The sequence below is a fragment of the Streptomyces sp. NPDC017676 genome (assembly GCF_044329325.1).
Taxonomy (GTDB): Bacteria; Actinomycetota; Actinomycetes; order Streptomycetales; family Streptomycetaceae; genus Streptomyces.
Map to the genome: position 1 here is coordinate 25,285 of NZ_JBIRJA010000016.1, position 18,596 is coordinate 43,880.

16 protein-coding genes are annotated in these 18,596 nt (G+C 73.3%); 9 read left to right on the forward strand and 7 right to left on the reverse strand.

The features are described from left to right. Positions 1-70: 70 nt before the first annotated feature. The 7 genes from ACH4LD_RS30610 to ACH4LD_RS30640 all read right to left on the reverse strand — a co-directional run bounded on the left by ACH4LD_RS30610 (position 71) and on the right by ACH4LD_RS30640 (position 7,711). Positions 71-1,339, reverse strand: a complete 1,269-nt coding sequence (locus ACH4LD_RS30610; RefSeq protein WP_398057544.1) for an XdhC family protein — start codon at positions 1,337-1,339, stop codon at positions 71-73. Positions 1,340-1,359: 20 nt separating this feature from the next. Further along, positions 1,360-2,349, reverse strand: a complete 990-nt coding sequence (locus tag ACH4LD_RS30615; RefSeq protein ID WP_398057543.1) for an amidohydrolase family protein — start codon at positions 2,347-2,349, stop codon at positions 1,360-1,362. A gap of 62 nt (positions 2,350-2,411) precedes the next feature. Continuing rightward, on the reverse strand, positions 2,412-2,894 hold the full coding sequence (locus ACH4LD_RS30620; RefSeq protein ID WP_398057541.1) for a (2Fe-2S)-binding protein: 483 nt from the start codon (positions 2,892-2,894) through the stop codon (positions 2,412-2,414). Continuing rightward, the gene (locus ACH4LD_RS30625; RefSeq protein ID WP_398057540.1) at positions 2,891-3,823 is read right to left on the reverse strand and encodes an FAD binding domain-containing protein; all 933 of its coding nucleotides are present in this window, start codon (positions 3,821-3,823) and stop codon (positions 2,891-2,893) included. Before ACH4LD_RS30625 ends, ACH4LD_RS30620 begins: the two co-directional genes overlap by 4 nt. After that, positions 3,820-5,997 (reverse strand): xanthine dehydrogenase family protein molybdopterin-binding subunit, encoded by a 2,178-nt coding sequence (locus ACH4LD_RS30630; protein ID WP_398057539.1) that lies wholly within the window; start codon positions 5,995-5,997, stop codon positions 3,820-3,822. The genes ACH4LD_RS30625 and ACH4LD_RS30630 overlap by 4 nt, the downstream gene beginning before the upstream one ends. Positions 5,998-6,362: 365 nt before the next feature. Then, on the reverse strand, positions 6,363-6,701 hold the full coding sequence (locus tag ACH4LD_RS30635) for a GNAT family N-acetyltransferase (RefSeq protein WP_365788296.1): 339 nt from the start codon (positions 6,699-6,701) through the stop codon (positions 6,363-6,365). A gap of 20 nt (positions 6,702-6,721) precedes the next feature. Next, a complete protein-coding gene (locus ACH4LD_RS30640; RefSeq protein ID WP_398057537.1) occupies positions 6,722-7,711 on the reverse strand; it encodes a pirin family protein in 990 nt (329 codons plus the stop codon). A 272-nt stretch (positions 7,712-7,983) separates the two neighbouring features. Here ACH4LD_RS30640 and ACH4LD_RS30645 point away from each other — a divergent pair, with 272 nt between their 5' ends. The 9 genes from ACH4LD_RS30645 (at position 7,984) to ACH4LD_RS30685 (ending at position 18,551) form a co-directional block, all read left to right on the forward strand. Continuing rightward, positions 7,984-8,427 (forward strand): SsgA family sporulation/cell division regulator, encoded by a 444-nt coding sequence (locus ACH4LD_RS30645; RefSeq protein ID WP_132785875.1) that lies wholly within the window; start codon positions 7,984-7,986, stop codon positions 8,425-8,427. Positions 8,428-8,552: 125 nt separating this feature from the next. Beyond that, positions 8,553-9,128 (forward strand): Dps family protein, encoded by a 576-nt coding sequence (locus ACH4LD_RS30650; RefSeq protein ID WP_030640487.1) that lies wholly within the window; start codon positions 8,553-8,555, stop codon positions 9,126-9,128. A gap of 408 nt (positions 9,129-9,536) precedes the next feature. Beyond that, positions 9,537-10,388 carry an NmrA/HSCARG family protein gene (locus ACH4LD_RS30655; RefSeq protein WP_398057535.1) on the forward strand — a complete coding sequence of 284 codons (852 nt, stop codon included), beginning with the start codon at positions 9,537-9,539 and terminating at the stop codon, positions 10,386-10,388. 298 nt (positions 10,389-10,686) lie between these two features. Beyond that, the gene (locus tag ACH4LD_RS30660) at positions 10,687-11,751 is read left to right on the forward strand and encodes a helix-turn-helix domain-containing protein (RefSeq protein WP_398057534.1); all 1,065 of its coding nucleotides are present in this window, start codon (positions 10,687-10,689) and stop codon (positions 11,749-11,751) included. 106 nt (positions 11,752-11,857) lie between these two features. Then, entirely contained in the window at positions 11,858-14,605 is a 2,748-nt protein-coding gene (locus ACH4LD_RS30665) for an ATP-binding protein (RefSeq protein WP_398057533.1), read from the forward strand. 121 nt (positions 14,606-14,726) lie between these two features. Next, entirely contained in the window at positions 14,727-15,431 is a 705-nt protein-coding gene (locus ACH4LD_RS30670; RefSeq protein WP_398057531.1) for an alpha/beta hydrolase, read from the forward strand. 133 nt (positions 15,432-15,564) lie between these two features. After that, positions 15,565-16,812, forward strand: coding sequence for an extracellular solute-binding protein (locus tag ACH4LD_RS30675; protein WP_398057530.1), 1,248 nt, complete (start codon positions 15,565-15,567; stop codon positions 16,810-16,812). Beyond that, the gene (locus tag ACH4LD_RS30680; RefSeq protein ID WP_398057529.1) at positions 16,784-17,728 is read left to right on the forward strand and encodes a carbohydrate ABC transporter permease; all 945 of its coding nucleotides are present in this window, start codon (positions 16,784-16,786) and stop codon (positions 17,726-17,728) included. Before ACH4LD_RS30675 ends, ACH4LD_RS30680 begins: the two co-directional genes overlap by 29 nt. 70 nt (positions 17,729-17,798) lie before the next feature. Continuing rightward, a complete protein-coding gene (locus ACH4LD_RS30685; protein ID WP_398057574.1) occupies positions 17,799-18,551 on the forward strand; it encodes a carbohydrate ABC transporter permease in 753 nt (250 codons plus the stop codon). The last annotated feature ends 45 nt before the right edge of the window (positions 18,552-18,596 follow it).

Consider the following 18,596-nt stretch of genomic DNA (forward strand, 5'->3'; position numbering starts at 1 on the left):
TCGGGTTCGGGCCTTGCGGCACGACCCTCCGGGCGGGGGCACGGAGGGCCTGCCTCGCGCCCGGCCCACGCTAGTGAGCGCCGAGCGCCGCGGTTGTCCGTCCGCGCACGGGGTCGGTTCCGGCAGCGCACCGGGCGCCGGCGGTGCCGGGACGGTCCGTTGTCGTGGTCGGGTGGATGGGCCCGTCCAGCAGGGAGAGCGGGTGGGCGGTGCGGCCGGAGCGGACGGCGATGAGTTCCGCGGCGAAGGACACGGCGGTCTCCTCGGGTGTCGACGCGCCCAGGTCGAGGCCGAGGGGCGCGCGCAACCGCGCGACGACGTCGGGCGACACGCCGGCCGCGGCGAGGTCCTCCCGTCTGCGTGCCTGGACACGGCGCGAGCCGAGCGCTCCGACGTAGGCCAGGGGCCGGTCCAGGGCTTCGGCGAGGACGGGGACGTCGAACTTCGGGTCGTGCGTCATCACGCACACCACGGTCCGGTGGTCGGTCTCCGTGGCCGCCAGGTACCGGTGGGGCCAGTCGACCACGACCTCGTCGGCTTCCGGGAAGCGTTCGGGTGTGGTGAAGGCGGTCCGGGCGTCGCAGACCGTGACGTGGTAGCCGAGGAGGGCACCGATCCGGCTCACCGCGGCGGCGTGGGCGTTGGCGCCGAAGACCAGCAGCCGGGGCGGCGGGGCCCATGCCTCGAACAGCACGCGCGGGGCCCGCGGCCCGCCCGGCACGCCGGCGTCGTGGGAACGGGACACGCCGGCGTCGTACGGCCGCTCCGTTCCGCCCTCGTACGACCGTGACGCACCGGCCTCGTACGTCCGTACGGCGGTGCCGTCCCGGTCGAGCATGCGGCGGGCGTCGGCGAGGACGGCCAGGTCCAGGACGGGGTCGCCGGTGCTGCCCAGGTGGCCGTCCTGCCACACGGCGACGGAGCCGGCGCCCGCGCCCGCGTCGGGTCCCGGCAGCACGCGCGCCACGACGACCGGGCGTCGCGCCGCCGCGGCCAGGTGGGCGGCGGCGAGGACCCGGGCCATGGCGTCGTCCACGGCCTGGACGAGGACGTCGATCTCGCCTCCGCACATCAGCCCCACCGCGAACGCGTCGTCGTCGGCGTACCCGAAGGACACGCACCGCGCCTCCCCCGATTCCAGCACCTCACGGGCCAGGTCGTAGACGGAGCCTTCGACGCAGCCTCCCGACACACTGCCGAGGGCCGTGCCGTCCTCGTGGACGCAGAGGGCCGCTCCGGCGCGCATGGGTGCGCTGCCGCGGACGGCGACGACGCTCGCGAGGGCGCAGCGGGCTCCGGCGGACTGCCACTCCAGCAGGCGGGGCGCCAGGTCTCGCATGGGATCTCTCCGATCTGCCGTCAGCCGTGGTTCGCCGTGGTCAGCCCGAGGAACCGGCGGCCGTTCGCTTCCAGCGTCGCGGCGTCGATGCCGTGTGCCAACGGGAAGCCGACCGGGTCGGGCTGTGCCATGTCGAAGGGGTAGTCGCTGCCGCACACGATCCGGTCGGGTGAGGCGTGGGCCCGCAGCAGCGCGAGGACCTCGGGGTCGTGGGTGATCGTGTCGAAGTAGAGCAGGCCGAAGGACTCCGCCGGGGGCCGGCCGCTGCCGCGGCGCACGTCGTCGCGGGTGCGCCAGCCGTGTCCCCACCGGCCCAGCAGGGCGGGCGCGCAGCCGCCGCCGTGGACGAAGCAGATCCGCAGGCCGGGGAATTCCTCCAGGACGCCGCCGAGCAGGACCCCGGCCACGGCGGTCGTGCTCTCCACCGGGTTGCCGATGAGGTTGACCAGGTAGTGGTGGTCCCATTCGGCGCGCGGCAGCTGCATCGGATGGACCAGGACGGACAGGCCCAGTTCGGCGGCGATGCCGAGGATCCGCCGGGGGACGCCCCGGTCGTAGGAGCGGCCGTCGACCACGGGCGGGACCGCGATGCCCGCGATGCCGTCGGCGGCGGCGAGCCGGGTCAGTTCCCTGCGGGCGGCGTCGGCGTCGTCCAGCCGGACCAGTCCGAGTCCGACGAGCCTGCCCTCGGTGCGGGAGACGGCGTCGGCGAGCTGTTCGTTGTACGCGGCGACGTAGTCGTCGGCCTCGGCGGGGGCGTGCACGGGGAAGGCGAAGGGGGGCGCGGAGATGACGCGCGCGCCGAGTCCGGCCTTCAGGGTGTCGGCGACGATGGTGTCGATGTCGGTCATCGCGCTGGTCGGGAACGACAGCGGGACGTCACCCAGGAAGAGTTCGCCGTCGCGGTCGTTCATGCCGCCGAGCGGGTTCCCGGGCGGCAGGGGGAGCAGGTCGCGGGGCAGCCAGTGGGCGTGCACGTCGATCACTCCGGCGCGGATGTCACCGTTCATGTGTGTCTCCTCGGTCGGTCCTTGGACCGCCCCGCGTGGGGGGCGCGTGCGGGGCCGGCGTGTCAGGCCGTGGTCTCCCGCTGTTCCCGGGCCGCGCGGGCGATGGCGCGCCGGATGGGTTCGTAGCCGGTGCACCGGCAGATGTTGGAGCCGACGACGCCCTCGATGGCGTCGGGCTTGTCGGCGAGGTCGGGGTCGGCGTCGAGCGCTCCGGCGGCCACCATGAGGAAGCCGGGGGTGCAGAATCCGCACTGCAGCGCGTGCTCGGCGGAGAACGCCCGTTGCAGCGGGTGGGGTTCGCCGTCGGGCCCGGCGAGGCCCTCCACCGTGCGGATCGAGCGGCCGTCGCACTGTACGGCCAGCACCAGGCAGGCGCGGACCGCCTCGCCGTCCATGAGCACGCTGCACGCCCCGCAGATGCCGTGCTCGCAGCCCAGGTGGGTGCCGGTGAGGCCCAGGTCGTCGCGGAGGACGTCGGCGAGCAGGCGGCGGGGTTCGACGTCGAGGGCGTGCGCGGTGCCGTTCACGGTGAGCGTGATCTTCATCGGGAGTCTCCCTGTCGTGGGGCGGGACGCGAGCGCAGGTCGGTCGCCGCCTCGGTGAGGGTCCTGCCGACCAGGACGGCGATGGCCTGCCGCTTGTACTCCGCGTCGGCGTACGGTTCGGCGAGGGGTGCGGCGTCCTCCTGGGCGGCGGCCCGGCCCGCGCGGGCGAACGGATGGCCGTCGGGGAGCCGGGGACCCTCGGGGAGCGAGGCGAAGTCGGCGCCGATCAGCGCCTGTTCGGCGGCGCGGGCGCGGAGGGGGCGGTCGGCGGAGTTGACCAGTCCGATGCGTGCGTCGCTGATCACGCCGTCCGTCACGGTGAGGGCCGCCGCGACCGCGACCTGGGCGAAGCAGAAGTGCGTGCGGCGGTGTTCGATGAAGCCGACGCCGGTGTTCCCGCCGAGCAGCGGCAGGCGTACGGCGGTGATCAGCTCCTGCGGCCGGCGTGCGGTGCGGAACGGGCCGAGGAAGTAGTCCCGCGCCGGGATGGAGCGGGCGCCGTCGGGGCCGGTGACCTCGACGGTGGCGTCGAGGGCGACGCCGATGGCGCACCACTCCGAGGCCGGGTGGGCCCAGCCGAAGCTGCCGGCCATGGTGCCCCGGGAACGGATGGGCGGGTGGGCGATGTTGACGACGGCCCGGGACAGCAGGGTGCCGAGCGGCCCGGGGACGGCGTCGGCCGACTCGAACGCCGCGTGCCGGACGAGGGCGCCGACGCGCAGTTCGTCGCCGTCGACGCGCATGCCGTCGAGTTCCGGGACGCGGTTGATGTCGACGACGAGCTGGGGCCGGATGCGTTGCAGGTGCATCTCCAGGATCAGGCTCTGTCCGCCGGCGAGCACCTGGGCCGTGCGGTCGGTGTCACCGAGTGCCTGGACGGCCTCGGCGACCGTGCGGGGCACGACGTAGTCGAAGGACGCGGGTTTCACCGGACACCTTCCTCGTGCTTCGGGGCGCGGGCCGCCCGCCAGACGCTGTCCGGCGTGAGCGGCATCTGGAGCAGGTCGGGATCGGCGATCCGCAGGGCGTCGGCCACGGCGTTGACGATGGCGGCCGGGGTGCCGATGCAGCCCGACTCCCCCGCTCCCTTGGCGCCCAGCGGGGTGCTGGGGCTGGGGGTGCAGGTGTCCTTGATCTCGATGGGCGGGATCTCCGTGTAGGTGGGCAGCAGGTAGTCCAGGAATCCGCTCGCCAGGTGCGGCACGCCGTCCGCGTCGAACGTCATGCCTTCGTAGAGGGCCTGGCCGATGCCCTGTACGGCGGATCCGTACGCCTGTCCGTGCACCACGGTGGGGTTGAGGACCACTCCGCAGTCGTCCACGGCCACGAGCCGCAGCACGTTCACGGTGCCGAGGTCGGGGTCCACCTCCGTCACGGCGACGTGCGCGCCGAAGGGGAAGGCCATGCCGGCCTCGTAGCGGTGCTCGACACGGAGCGGCCCGGTCGTCTTGACCAGTTCGCCCAGGTCCAGGACGGCCGAACCGCCGGAGGCCGCGTGGACGGTGCCGTCGGCCCACGCCACCTCTTCGTCCGGCAGGTCCCACAGCCGCGCCGCCCGCCGGCGGGCCTGCTCGATCAGGAGATCGGCCGCCTGCTGGAGCATCGCGCCGTCGACCTGTGCCGACCGGCTGGCGAACGAGCCCAGCCCTTCGGGCTGTTCGTCCGTGTCGCCCTCGACGAGACGGACCCGCGCCTCGGGGATGCCGAGGGTCTTGGCCACGAGCGCAGGGAAGACCGTCTCGTGCCCCTGGCCGCTGGGGGCGGCGCCGCAGCGGGCGGTGACGGTGCCGTCCTCGTGGACCTCCAGGCTGCCGAACTCGTGCAGTCCGCCGGGTTCGCCGCCCGAGCGTTCCACGTAGCAGGAGACGCCGATGCCGAGCGGCAGCGCGTCCGGGTCGCTGCGGCGGCGGGCCTGTTCCGCGCGCCACTCCTCGTAGCCGACCGTCTGGAGCGCGAGGTCCAGCGCGGCGGCGTAGTTCCCGCTGTCGTAGCGGCGGCCGGTGGGTGTGTCGTACGGAAAGGCGTCGGGCGGGATGAAGTTGCGCCGCCGCAGTTCGACCGGGTCGATGCCGAGCCGCCGGGCGAGCAGGTCCATGGTGCGCTCGATGGCGATGGCGGCCTCGGGGCGTCCGGCGCCGCGGTAGGGGTAGGTCACCATGGTGTTGGTGAGCACCGAGCGCAGGGTCGCGTGGACGTGTGGGGTGGTGTACGCGCCGGGCGCCATCCAGGCCGTCTGCATGGGCAGTCCCACGCCGAGGTGCGGATAGGCGCCGACGTCCGCGTTGATCGTCAACTCGTAGGCCAGCAGGTGCCCTTCGGCGTCGGCGGCGAGCCGGACGGTCTGGTCCTGGCCCCGGCCGCGGGTGGCGACGAGCATGGACTCCAGGCGGTCCTCGATCCAGCGCACCGGCCGGCCGAGCGTGACGGCCAGGTAGGCGACGACCACGAACTCGGGGAAGGCGGCGCTCTTGGAGCCGAAGGCGCCTCCGGTGTCGGGGACGACGACCCGGATCCGGTCGGCGGACCAGCCGAGCAGCGTGGCGAGTTCGCGGCGCAGCCGGTGCGGCATCTGGTGCCCCGACCACACGGTCAGCCGGTCCCCCTCGGGCACGGCGAGGATCGTGCGGCACTCCATGGGGCTGGGCATGAGCAACTGCTGCCGGTAGGTGGCCTCGACCACGGCGGCGGCGTCCTGCCAGACGGCCGGGTCGACGGGGGCGCCGGCCTCGCCCCGCAGGGCGGTGTTGCTGAGGCCGTCGAACAGGCGGACCGAGTCGTCCAGTGCCGCGGACGGTGTCACCACCGCGGGCAGCGGATCGACCACGGTGGTGACCTCGGCGGCCCCGTCCTCGGCCCGGTAGCGGTCCTCGCCGAGGACGACCGCCAGCGCCTCGCCCGGATAGCGCACCCGGTCCTTGACGAGCGCCGGCCACTCCCGGCCCGCGACCGCTTCCTGCGTCGACAGCCGGGCGAGCAGGGTGTGCGGAACCGGTGGCAGGTCCGGCAGGTCCGCGGCCGACCAGGCGCCCACGACACCGGGCACGTCGCGCGCCGCGGCGCAGTCCACGCTCCGCAGCGAGCCGTGGGCGACCTTGCTTCTCACGAATGCGGCGTCCAGGCATCCCGGCACGTGAATATCGGCGACATACCGGCCTTTCCCGGTGAGCAGCCGTTCGTCCTCGCGCCTTGTCCATCGCTCCACAACAACACCTCGTTCGTGTGGGGGGCGGGAATTGACCGGGCGACGGCCGTATCCGGCAGCGAGTGCGTGCGGGATATCCGGCCCGTCGCTGCGTGGCCGTTCGCGGGGAACGCCACGCCGATGGAATTCGACTGCCTGGACACTAACCGCGGAGGCGGCCGCGGGGCGAGGGGAACACGGGCGGTGTGCGCTGTGGGATCAGAGGTGGTGCGCTGCCCGGACAGCCGGCCGCCGTCCCTGGACGGCGGGCGGCCGGGGGGTGGCGGTCAGCCCAGTTCGGTCTCCAGCCACCGCAGGACGTCGGGCGTCACGGGGTCGACGAGGTCGGCGAACTCCTCGTGCCGCTTGAGGAACTTGGCCACGTACGGGCAGACGGGCACGATCCGCTTCCCGGATTCCCGTACGTCGGTGAGCGCCTCCTGGACGAGCCGGGAGGCCAGGCCCTGTCCCGCGAAGGCGTCGTCGATCTCGGTGTGGTAGAAGACGCGCTGCGCGTCGCGGTCGCGGTAGGCGGTCAGCCCGGCGCGCTTGCCGTCGACGAGTATTTCGTAGCGATTCCTGGCGTCCACACGCTCGACGACCGGGGTGGCGGAAGGCTGGCTCATCAGGTGCCTTTCGGATGGCGTCAGTGACGCGGCGGATTCCTGCGCGGAGTGATGGTGGCATTCGGCAGGACGGGGGCGGGAAGACGGTCTCCCGGATATCCTTCGACGGCGCCGAAGCGATCGGAGGAGTTCTGCCAGTCCTCGCGCGCCCTGACGATGTCCTCGTGGCTCCGGCCGATGAAATTCCACCACATGACGATCTCCTCGTCGAAGGGTGTTCCGCCGAGGAGCACCGTCCGCGCGATGTCGTCCGACTCGTTGGTCAGGGTCAGCGTGCCGGGCCCGGGGTGGACATAGCCCAGCTCGGCCGGCTTCAGCAGGACGTCGGCGAGGCGGACGGCGCCCTGGTCGACCAGGAGACCGTGCTCGTAGCCGGGGTCCACGGCGAGCGTGACGGCCGCGCGTGGTTCCAGGACGATCTCGGCGCCGAGCAGGGGTGTGAACGCAGGCACCGGGGAGGTGCTGCCGGCGAGGGAGCCGAGGAAGACCCGGATCTCGGCGCCGTCGGTCCGTACGGGCTCGGGGACGTGGTGCCGGAAGTCCCGCGCGGTGGCGCGGTGCTCCTCCGGCAGCGCCACCCAGAGCTGGACGCCGTGCAGGACGGTGGTGCGCGGGGTGGAGACCTCGGAGTGGCTGATGCCGTACCCGCTGGTCATGAGGTTGAGCTCGCCGGGCCGTACGAGGGCGTGGCTGCCCAGGCTGTCGCGGTGCTCGATCTCCCCGCTGAAGAGCCAGCTCACGGTCTGCAGCCCGGTGTGCGGGTGCGGGGCGACGTCCATGCCGCCGGTCTCGGCGACGTCGTCGGGGCCGTAGTGGTCGGCGAAGCACCAGGCACCGATCAGGGTCCGGGCGCGCTGCGGCAGTGTGCGCCGCACGGTCATCGCGCGCGGGCCGCCCAGGGGCACGTCACGCGGGGTCAGCACCTCGACCCGTGGCGTCCCGGCCGGCGGCCCGGCGTCGGCCTCGGTCCCGCAGCGCACTTCGACGGGCTCCGTCTCGACATTGCTCATCGGAAATCACCTCTCCACCCATAATTGTTCTACATTCAACCATCATCCGGCCGGACCGGCCCGCGCGCCAGACGGACAGGGCGCCGAGCGTCCCCGCGAACCCGTCAGGGTGCCGGACGCACGGCCCACGCCAAGGTGCTTCTTCTTCGGACAACAACCCGTGCGCTCGTCGGCAAGCCACTCCCCCGGACCCGCCGTACCGTCATCACACCTCGGTCCGTCAGAGCGCGGGCCGCCACACCGAACCGAACCGTCGCAGACAGGGGGACGGCATGAGAAACGATCCTGCCGGGGCCGCGGACGAGGACCCGATCGTATGCAAGACCAGCGTCCGCGTCACCGTGGCCGACGAACTGCCGATACCGGTCCCGGCCGAACTCCGGTACTCCGCGGCCGATCCCTACGCCGTGTGCCTGTCCCTTGGCGCCCCCTCCGCGCTCTGCGTCGAGTGGGTCTTCGCCCGGTCGCTCCTCGCCCAGGGGCTGCGCCGGCCCACCGGGTCCGGGGACGTGGTGGTCTACCCGCGGCGCCAGGGCCGGCCCGACTCGATCCGCGTCCTGCTCAGGACGCGCGCCGGATCGGCACTCCTGGAACTGGCGAGCGCCTCCGTCACGGCCTTCCTGCACCGCACCGAGGTGCTGGTGCCGCCGGGCACCGAGCACCGCCACATCGATCTCGACCATGTCGTGGAACAGCTCACGGCGGGCAGCGAGTGACCCGCCCGACGCACCACCCGGTGCGCTGACGAGCACCAACGCGTGCGCTCCCGGGCAACGCGCCTCCCGGTTCGGCACCTAGCGTCGACCTCGTACGCAAGCACGCCATCCGCAGGAGGCACGTCATGACCACCGGAACCCAGCCCCCGAGCAGCCAGCCCTGGCTGCACCAGAAGGGCGCGGTCATCCAGGAGTTCGGAACCGTCAAGCAGTTCCCCATCGCCCTGTCCTACGAGGCGCGCATGTACTCCTGCCAGCGCCTGAACAAGGTGCTGGCCGACACCCAGATCCTGTACGGCCTCTACAAGAAGCACCACTGGATCATGCGGGGCGCGACCTTCTACCAGTTGCACCTCCTCCTGGACAAGCACGCCGGCGAGCAGCTGGAACTGGTCGACACCCTCGCCGAGCGCGTCCAGACCCTGGGCGGCGTCGCGGTGGGCGACCCACGGCACGTCGCCGAGATCACGTCGATCCCGCGCCCGCCGGACGGCGTGGAGGAGGTCCCGGCGATGCTCTCGCGGCTGCTGGAGGCCCACGAGACCATCCTGACCGAGGCCCACGACGCTGCCGCCCGCACCGCCGAGCTGGGTGACGACGGCACCAACGACCTGCTGGTGTCGCAGATCATCCGCACCGGCGAACTGCAGGCCTGGTTCCTGGCCGAACACCTCGTGGACACCCCGCTCGTCCGCTCCTGAGCCCGGCGGGGACCGCCCACGACGCAACGGGCGGCGCGTCCGTCACCGATCCCGCTGACGGCGCACCCTCGCCCGCCCCGCCTCCCGCGCCGTGATCCTGCGCGGACTCGGCCCGGAGAGGCACAGCCCGGCCGGGCACCGCGGTTCGGCGGGGCGCCGGCCGCGGCGGCCGTCCGCCAGGGCGTGCTCGACGGCGGACGCACCGGCCCGGGCGGAAGGGCGCACGCTTCATGGGCGAGGCCTTCCACTGGCTCACCCCCCTCCAGCCGGCCGAGGTCGTCCGCATCGGGGACGGTCTCGGCCACCCGCGCGCCGTGACGCCGGGTACGGCGGGGCGGGGTGGAAGGTGGCCAGGGGCGGCGCGCTCCGGGCGGCGCCCACACCGCACAGGAAAGAGGGAGATCTTCGATGACCGACCAACCGGTTCTGGTGCTCGCGGCGACCGGCGGGCAGGGCGGGGCGGTGACCGACGCGCTGCTGGCACGCCGGGCGCGGGTCCGGGCGCTGGTGCGTGACCCGGGCCGGGGGTCCGCCCGGGAACTGGCCGAGCGGGGCGTCGAGGTGGTGGCGGGATCACTGAGCGACCGCGCGTCGCTGGCCTCGGCGATGAGCGGGGTGGCGGGTGTCTTCGCGTTCACCACTCCCTTCGAGGCCGGAGTCGACGCGGAGGTGGACCAGGGGCGGGCCATCCTCGCCGCCGCGGCGGAAAAGCGCGTTCCGCATCTCGTGTTCAGCTCCGTGGCGGGGGCCGACCAGGACAGCGGGGTGCCGCATTTCGAGAGCAAGGCGCGCATCGAGGCGGAGCTCACGGCCGGAGACGTGCCGTACACGATCCTGGGGCCGACCTACTTCTTCGACAACGCGCTGGGTGGTGCGGACCGCATCCTGGAGGGCGTCCTCGATCTGCCGCTGCCCCCCGACCGGCCGTTGCAGCAGCTCGCCCGACCGGACCTCGGCGCGTTCGCGGCGGAGGTGCTCCTCGACCCCGCCCCCTACACCGGGCGGCGCATCGAGCTGGCCGGCGACGCGCCCACTCCCTCCCAGATGGCCGCCGCGCTCGGCGCGGCGATCGGTCGGGAGGTCCGGCACGAGCAGGTCCCGCTGGCGGCGATCGGCAATCCGGACATGCACGCGATGTGGGCGTTCCTGAACGGACCCGGCTACCGCGTCGACATCCCCGCCCTGCACGCCGCCCACCCGGAGGTCCGCTGGACCTCCTTCGCGGACTGGGCACGGCGCACGTGGGCGGGCGCCCGCTGAACCGGCAGCCCCGGGAACGGCCCACGACGTAACCCCTCCGGGACCGGCCGGGGCGAGACCACTCCAGGACCGTCCGGGGGGTAACCACTCCGGGCCCCTCCGGGGCGGAACCGCTCCGGGACCCGCCGGGGCGAGACCACTCCGGGACCGTCCGGGGGGTAACCACTCCAGGCCCCTCCGGGGCGGAACCGCTCGGTCCGGTCCCGTACCCCTGGTCTCACGCGTTCACGCGATGTGGTCACCCGCCCGTCCTGGCACGCTGCGTTTTCGAAAGCGCAACGGCCGAAGGGCGGAGATCATGTCGTCGGATCCCTCGACACCGGCCCCCGGGGCCCCAGGCACCCTCTACAGCACGAAGACGGTCCCCGCCCACCGACGGCGGGCGTACTGGCGCGATGCCCTGTCCCGGACGTTCGGCGCCGTGGACATGGGCGTCCGCGACGAGGTCGACCGCGGAACGATCCGTACGTCGCTGCTGGGCCCGATGCAGACCGTGACCGTGGAAGGCGAGCCGCAGTCGGTACGGCGCACCCGACGGCTCATCGCGGGGAGCGACAACGACGACCACGTGGTGGTGAAACTGCTCTGCGCGGGCACCGCCCGTATCGAACAGGACGACCGTGAGGCCTACGTACGGCCGGGGCAGCTCTTCGTCTACGACATGGCGCGGCCCGTCCTGCTGACGTTCCCGGAGCGCTTCCGGACGAAGTCCCTCGTGCTGCCCCGGGAGGTGCTGGGTGTGGGAGAGTCGGACCTGCGGCAGATCACGGCGGCTCCGCTCGGCTCCGAGTCGGCGGTCGGCGGCCTGCTGACGCCGCTCCTGTCCCGGCTCGTGGACAGCGCGGCCACGTATCCGCGGCGGACGGGCGAGCTGATCGCCCGCAATGTGGTGGACCTGGTGCGGACGCTGGCCGAGGAGCAGCTCGGCAGGGGGACCGAGGACTCGGCGAGCGGCGCCCGGATGTCGCTGGTGCGGATCCGGGCGTACATCGACCGGCACCTCGCGCACCCGGATCTGTCACCGGACTCCATCGCCCGGGCCCACCACATCTCCGTGCGCTATCTGCACAAGCTGTTCGAGCTGGAGGACATCACCGTCAGCCGGTGGATCCAGCAACGCCGGCTGGAGCAGTGCCGCCGCGACCTGGCCCGCCGGGAGTCGGCGGACCTGACCGTCGCCGCGGTGGCGCACCGCTGGGGCTTCACCAGCGCCTCCCACTTCAGCCGGGTGTTCCGGGCCGCCTACGGGATCTCCCCCGCCGCGTGGCGCGCCTCCGCCCTGCCTGAGCGGTGCGCGTCGCTGCGGGGCGGGAGGGCCGCGGGCCCCGCTTCGCTCTGGCCCGGACGGGCCGCTTCGGCATGAGCCGGGTCACGCATCGCCTCCTGACAATGCGCTGAGCTGCCGTTTTTGTCATAGTGGCCCCCGGGGCGCCGGCCTGACCGGCGCGTGCGGACAGGAGGGGCCCAGGTTGGCGGGGTCAGGCGGACCGCTGTCGCGCAGTGGTCTGCGCGGCCGGGAGGCCGAACTGGAGGTGCTGCGGACGCTGGTCGACGCGGTGGCCCGTACGGGCAGCGGCGCGCTCGCCGTGCTCCGCGGGGAACCGGGCATCGGCAAGACCACGCTCCTCGGCGAGGTCGTGACCAGAGCGGAGGCGGTGGGGTTCTCCGTCGGTCTCGGCAAGGCCGACGAGCTGCACCACCTCGTGCCGCTGTCGTCGTTGGCGACCTGCGTCCTGCACGGCGACCGGCCGCTGCTCTCCGGCGACGCGCTGGTGGATCTCGCCCGCCGGCACGACCAGCGGATCTGGCTGGTGGAGCGTCTCGCGGAGGCGATCGAGGACCGGGCCGGCGGCGTGCCGGTGCTGATCGCCCTGGACGACGTGCAGTGGGCCGACCCGCTGAGCCGGTTCGCCCTGAAGCAGTTGCCCGGTCGTCTGCGGACCTCACCCGTGTTGTGGCTGCTGACCGAGCGGCAGGGCGTCGGCGGGCCGGCGGAGGAGATCGTCGCGGCCGTGGGGGACGGGCTCCCGGTGCGCACCCTGTCCCTGGGCCCGCTGTCCGGCGCGGCCATCGGCGAGCTGGCCGGAGACACCCTGGGGGCGGCCGTCGACGAGCGGGTACGCGAGCTGCTCGCCGGAGCGGGCGGCAACCCGTTCCTGGCCGTCGAGATGCTCGCGGGGCTGCGGGCCTGCGACGCCTCCGGTGAGCCCGTGCCGCCGGAGCTGGTGGTGGGCGTCCGCGGCAGGCTCGGCTCGCTGCACCCCGACACACTGCGCTTCCTTCAGATGGGATCGGTACTGGGCCGCCGTTTCGGCTTCCAGGACGCCGCCGCGCTGTGCGGCCGGCCGTCCGTGACGCTGTTCCCGGCGCTGGAGGAGGCCGTGCGCGCGGGGCTGCTGGACGACGACGGCGACCAGCTCGTCTTCCGGCACGACCTGCTGCGCCAGGCGGTGTACGTGGACATCCCGCCCTCGGCCCGGAAGGTGCTGCACCGGGAGGCCGCGGGCCGGCTCGTCGCCGCGGGCCACCAGCCGATCGACGTGGTCTCGCACATCCTGAGGGGCGCCCAGCCAGGTGACGAGGAGGCGGTGGCGCTGCTCAGGCGCGCCGCCGCCGACGTGCTGCCGGTCACGCCGGGTCTCGCGGCCGACCTGGTGACGCGCGCGCTGGATCTGGTGCCGGTGGCGCGCCCGCTGTGGTTCGCCGTGGGTGAGGAGGCGATCGTGTCCCTGACCCGGGCCGGCCGGAACCGGGAGGCGCTCGCGACCGGGGACCGGCTGCTGGCCTGCCGGCCGCCCTTGGAGGCGTTCGGCCGGCTCCATGCCGCCCTCGGCGGCACGCTGTGGAACCTGGATCTCGGCGACGAGCTGCGCCGCCGGACCGAGGCGGCCCTCGCGGTCGGCGGCGCGGCCCCGGAGGTGGCGGCGCGGCTGGCCGGCCTGCACGCGCTGGCGCTGTCCCGGGCGCCCGACCTGGCGCCGGCGCGGGAGGCCGGCGAGGACGCGCTGCGTGCCGCCGTCGCGACCGGTGACCGGGAGGCTCATGTGCAGGCTCTGTCCGCGCTCGGGGAGATCGCGCTCAACGCGGGGGAGAACGCCCTCGCGCTGGAGCGCTTCGCCGCGCTCAGCGCCGTCGACCCCGCCTTCTTCCCCGAGGAGATCGTCGCGTACCAGCACATGGACGACTTCGTCACCAGCGAGCGGCTGCTGGCGAAGGCGGCGGACGAATCCGGCGGGGTCCGTGAGGCGATGCTGCTGTGGGCACAGGGACAGCAGCACCTGGAGCTGGGCCGGCTGGACGACGCGGAGGCCGACTTCGTGACGATGGAGCGCCTGGAGGAGGAGGTGCGGGCGCACGTCCAGCAGGTGAACGGCCGGGTGATCCGCTCCCGGATCGCCCTGCTGCGCGGCGACCGGGAGGCCGCGCGGCAGCACCTGGCCGAGGCGCGGGAGCGGCTGGCGGCCAAGCCGAACCCGGGCAACACGGCCGCGGTGCGCTTCCTGGAAGCCGTCCACGCGGAGGTCGACGGGGACGCCGCACGTGCCGTCGACAGGGTCCGGCAGGTGCAGCGGGAGGGGCCCTTCCTGCGCTGGCGGCTGCTGCGCACCTGGGTCGGCACCGCGATCCGCGTGGCCCTGCGCGGCGCGGACCGCGCGCTCGCCGAGGATCTGGCCGCGCAGGCCGAGGCCCACGCCGCGCGCAATCCTGCGGTGCCCACCGCCGTGGGTCTGGCGGCGCGTGCCCGCGGGCTGGTGTGCGACGACCCGGTCCAGCTCGAACGCGCCGTCGCGCTGCTCAGCCAGAGCCCGCGCCCACTGGTCCGGGCGGCGGCCTCTGCCGACCTCGGACGGGCGCTCCTGGCGGCGGGCCGGCGGGCCGAGGCGGTGGCGGCCCTGACCGAGGCCCAGGCCGCGTTCGCGGCGTCGGGCGCGCACGCCGTGGCGGCCCACGTCCAGCGCGATCTGCGGCGTGCGGGGGCCGGCGGGCGGCGGACGGCGGACGGGCAGCGCCCGGTCCAGGGCTGGGAGGCCCTGACCGCTTCGGAGAAGAAGGTCGCGCGGCTGATCGCCGAGGGGCACAGCAACCGTACTGCCGCGGAGGCGCTGGTCGTCTCGCCGCACACCGTCAACACGCACCTGATGTCCGCCTTCCGCAAGCTGTCGGTCAACTCCCGGGTGCAGCTGGCCAACCTGGTCATGGCGCTGCCCGACGAGTGAGCGGTTCCTGGTACGTTCGCGCGATGCCGGCGCGACCCGGATGGGCTTGGCTGGAGAACCCCACTCACCGGAGGTCACCCAGGTGCCCGGACGCACGCCCTTACCGCCGACCGTCGTGCTCGTGCACGGGGCGTTCACCGACGCCTCGTCGTGGGCGGGGGTCATCCGACACCTGCACGCCACCGGGCTGACGGTGTACGCGCCGGCGAATCCGCTGCGCGGCCTCGCGCACGACGCCGCCTACCTCAGGAGCGTGGTGGACCGGATCGGCGCACCGGTCGTGCTGGCCGGCCACGGTTACGGGGGCGCGGTCATCACCGAGGCCGACGCCGACAACGTCGTGGCGCTGTGCTACGTCGCGGGGTTCGGGCTGGACGCCGGTGAGTCCCTGCTGGACGTCACGAACCGCTTCTCCCCCATGCCGGGGCCGGATCCGACCGTCGCCGCCGAACTTCCCGCGCGGTCGCCGGCGGACCCGGACAGCGAGCTGTACATCCGACGCGAACGCTTCCTGGACGTGTACGCCGCCGATCTGGCGCCCCGCGTCGGCAGCGTGCTGTCCGTGACGCAGCGTCCGATCGCACAGGGCGCGCTGACCGCGAGGTCGGGGCCGCCCGCGTGGTCCCGCAAACGGTCCTGGTACGCCATCGCCGCGGCCGACCGGATGCTCAACCCCACCGCTCAGCGCTTCATGGCCCAGCGCATGGCGGCCACCGAACGCGTCGTGGACGGTTCGCACGCCGTGGTCCTGTCACGGCCGGACGCCGTGGCGGCGATGATCCGGGAGGCCGCGGGCCAGGGCGGTGACCACGGAGCCCGGTACTGACATCTCGAAATCCGCTGAAATTCCGATCGTTCGTTTCCGGTACCATCCCTGCTCGGACCGGAACATGCCGGTATGGACCACTCATCCGACCCGGCAGAGTCCGGTACCGGCGACGCTCGGAAGGCACCACCCCATGAACTCAGCGGCCAGACCGTCGGTGCGGCGGATCACCGCCCTCTTCGGAACCTTGGCCCTGGTACTGGCCGCCGCCGGGTGCGGCGGAACCGGCTCCGGATCCGCCGGCGGCAAGGTGACTTCCCTCACCGCCCTCGACTACTACACCGACGCGACCGAGCACGCCCAGTGGGGCGAGCGGCTCACCGCCTGCGGCAAGGCCGCCGGTGTCACCGTCGAGCACAGGAGCGTGCCGGGGGCGTCGCTGGTCCCGCAGGTACTGCGGCAGGCGTCCTCGCGGACCCTGCCCGATCTGCTGATGCTCGACAACCCCGACCTGGAGCAGATAGCGCGGACCGGCGCGCTGACCCCGCTGGACCGGTACGGCATCGGCGCCGGCGGTTACAGCGAGGGCATCCGGTCGGCGGGCACGTACCAGGGGAAGGTGTACGGGCTCGCGCCCACGGTCAGCACGGTCGCCCTCTTCTACAACAAGGACATGCTCGCCGAGGCCGGTGTCGCCGTACCGAAGACCTGGGACGAGCTGAAGACGGCCGCGGCCGAGCTCACCCGGCCGGGCCGCTACGGCATGGCCGTGGACGCCAACGCCACCTTCGAGGGCACCTGGCAGTTCCTGCCCTTCCTGTGGTCCAACGGCGGCGACGAGACACGGCTGGACACCCCCCAGGCCGCCCAGGCCCTCCAGCTCTGGGTGGACCTGGTCAGGAGCGGGTCCATGTCGAAGTCGGTGCTGAACTGGACCCAGGCCGATGTCCACGACCAGTTCGTCGCCGGCAAGACGGCCATGATGGTCAACGGCCCCTGGCGGATCTCCGCGATGAACCGGACGAAGGGCCTGCACTGGGGCGTGGCTCCCCTCCCCGTCCGCCGGCCGGGCCAGCCCCTGGTCACCCCGCTCGGCGGTGAGGTGTGGACGGTCCCGCAGAGCTCCTCACAGGCCCGGCAGCAGAAGGCCGCACGGGTCCTGGCCTGCCTGAACGACTCCGAGAACATGCTCGCCCTGGCCGAGCAGTACCACACCGTGCCCTCCCGCTCCTCGGTGGCGTCCCGGTACGCCGAGCAGGAACCGTCGATGGCCGCCTTCGTCCAGAGCGTGCAGAGGGCCCGGGCCCGTACCGGCAAGCTCGGCGTCGAGTGGCCGCGTGCGGCGACCGGGATCTACACCGCCGTGCAGGCCGCGCTGACGGGTGAACAGACCCCGCGGGAAGCGCTCGGGCATGCCCAGCGGATCGCAACCGGTTCCTGACGGGGCCGAGCGGGCGCGGACGGTGTCCCGGACCCGGCTGTGGGCGCGGGTCTCCCGGTGGCTGTTCCTGCTGCCCGCCCTGGCCTACCTGTCGCTGTTCTTCGGCTACCCGCTGGTCAAGAACGTCGTGATGAGCTTCCAGGAGTACTCGGTGGCGACGTTCTACACCGGTGCCGCGCCCTTCGTGGGCCTGCGCAACTACGCGACCGTCCTGTCGACGGACGTGTTCTGGCGGGCCCTGCTCACCACGGTCCTGTTCACCGCCGGTTCCATCGTCGGACAGTTCGTGCTCGGGCTGGCCCTCGCCCTGTTCTTCCAGCGGAGGTTCCCGCTCGGCGGCCTGCTGCGGTCGCTCCTGCTGCTGCCGTGGCTGCTGCCCCTGGTCGTCTCCGGGACGACGTGGAGGTGGATGCTCGACACGGACAGCGGGGTCGTCAATCAGGCGCTGCGCGACCTCCACCTGCTGTCCTCGGGCATCCCCTGGCTGACCGGCACCACCGAGGCGCTCGTGTCGGTGGTCCTGGTCAACATCTGGGTGGGCGTCCCCTTCAACACCGCGATCCTGTACGGCGGTCTCCAGGACATCCCGGCCCATCTGTACGAGGCGGCGCAGCTCGACGGCGCCGGCCGGCTGGCGTCGTTCCGCCATGTCACGTGGCCGTTGCTGCGGCCGGTGGCCGGCGTGGTGCTGGTGCTGGGCGTCGTCTACACGGTGAAGGTGCTCGACATCATCCTCGTGGTGACGGGCGGCGGACCGGCCGGCGCGACGCAGACCCTGGCCACCCGGTCGTACGAACTGTCCTTCCAGCAGTTCGAGTTCGGGCGCGGCGCCGCCATGGGGAACGTGCTCGTCCTCGTCTCGCTGGCCTTCGCCCTCGTCCACCTGCGCGCCGACCGGCGCGCCCGGAACACGTGAGGGGCCCTCGGTGAAGCGACCCGCACGCGGTCCCCTGTCCACGGTCGTGGGCATCGTCCTGCTCGCGCTGATGCTGTTCCCGGTGTACTGGATGGTGAACGTCTCCCTGCAACCGGCGGGCAACGTCCTGCGGGCAGGCTGGTTCCCGCTCCACCCGGACTTCGGCGGCTACGCCACCGCCCTGCGCGACCAGGGGCGCAACCTGGTCACCAGCCTCGTCGTGGCCCTCGGCAGTGTGGCGCTGAGCCTGGGACTCGCGGTACCGGCGGCCTACGCGCTGGCCCGGCTCCGGCTGCGGGGCACCACGGTCGTGCTGTTCGGCATCCTGGTCACCCAGACGGTGCCGGGCATCGTCGTGGCCAACGCGCTGTACGGCGCCTACACCGACCTGGGCCTCCTGAACTCCTACGGCGGGCTGATCCTCGCCGACTCCACCACGGGCGTGCCCTTCGCGATCCTCGTCCTGCGCGCGTTCATGCGAAGCATCCCCGGGGAGATCGTCGACGCCGCCCGTGTGGACGGCGCCGGCCGGCTCCGCGTCCTGTGGTCCGTGGTGCTCCCGCTGAGCCGGAACGCGCTGATCACCGCCGGACTCTTCACGTTCCTGTTCGCCTGGAGCGACTTCCTCTTCGCGCTCACCCTGAACACCACGGAGTCGGTGCGGCCGGTCACCGTCGGCGTCTACGAGTACCTCGGCGCCCACACCAACCAGTGGAACGCCGTCATGGCGACCGCCGTCCTGGCCTCCGTCCCGGCGGCAGGGCTGCTCGTCGCCGCCCAGCGCCACCTGGCGTCCGGGATCACCGGCGGAGCCCTCAAGTGAGACCGGCCGGCCTCGGAGCGAGACCGGCCGGTGGTGCCCGGGTGC

What these genes read in the sequence shown, in the direction of transcription:
- ACH4LD_RS30610 (WP_398057544.1), bottom strand. Translation starts at nt 1,339, where the DNA reads ATGCGAGACCTGGCGCCCCGCCTGCTGGAGTGGCAGTCCGCCGGAGCC.
- ACH4LD_RS30615 (WP_398057543.1), bottom strand. Translation starts at nt 2,349, where the DNA reads ATGAACGGTGACATCCGCGCCGGAGTGATCGACGTGCACGCCCACTGG.
- ACH4LD_RS30620 (WP_398057541.1), bottom strand. Translation starts at nt 2,894, where the DNA reads ATGAAGATCACGCTCACCGTGAACGGCACCGCGCACGCCCTCGACGTC.
- ACH4LD_RS30635 (WP_365788296.1), bottom strand. Translation starts at nt 6,701, where the DNA reads ATGAGCCAGCCTTCCGCCACCCCGGTCGTCGAGCGTGTGGACGCCAGG.
- ACH4LD_RS30640 (WP_398057537.1), bottom strand. Translation starts at nt 7,711, where the DNA reads ATGAGCAATGTCGAGACGGAGCCCGTCGAAGTGCGCTGCGGGACCGAG.
- ACH4LD_RS30645 (WP_132785875.1), top strand. Translation starts at nt 7,984, where the DNA reads ATGAGAAACGATCCTGCCGGGGCCGCGGACGAGGACCCGATCGTATGC.
- ACH4LD_RS30650 (WP_030640487.1), top strand. Translation starts at nt 8,553, where the DNA reads ATGACCACCGGAACCCAGCCCCCGAGCAGCCAGCCCTGGCTGCACCAG.
- ACH4LD_RS30655 (WP_398057535.1), top strand. Translation starts at nt 9,537, where the DNA reads ATGACCGACCAACCGGTTCTGGTGCTCGCGGCGACCGGCGGGCAGGGC.
- ACH4LD_RS30660 (WP_398057534.1), top strand. Translation starts at nt 10,687, where the DNA reads ATGTCGTCGGATCCCTCGACACCGGCCCCCGGGGCCCCAGGCACCCTC.
- ACH4LD_RS30675 (WP_398057530.1), top strand. Translation starts at nt 15,565, where the DNA reads ATGAACTCAGCGGCCAGACCGTCGGTGCGGCGGATCACCGCCCTCTTC.
- ACH4LD_RS30680 (WP_398057529.1), top strand. Translation starts at nt 16,784, where the DNA reads ATGCCCAGCGGATCGCAACCGGTTCCTGACGGGGCCGAGCGGGCGCGG.
- ACH4LD_RS30685 (WP_398057574.1), top strand. Translation starts at nt 17,799, where the DNA reads ATGCTGTTCCCGGTGTACTGGATGGTGAACGTCTCCCTGCAACCGGCG.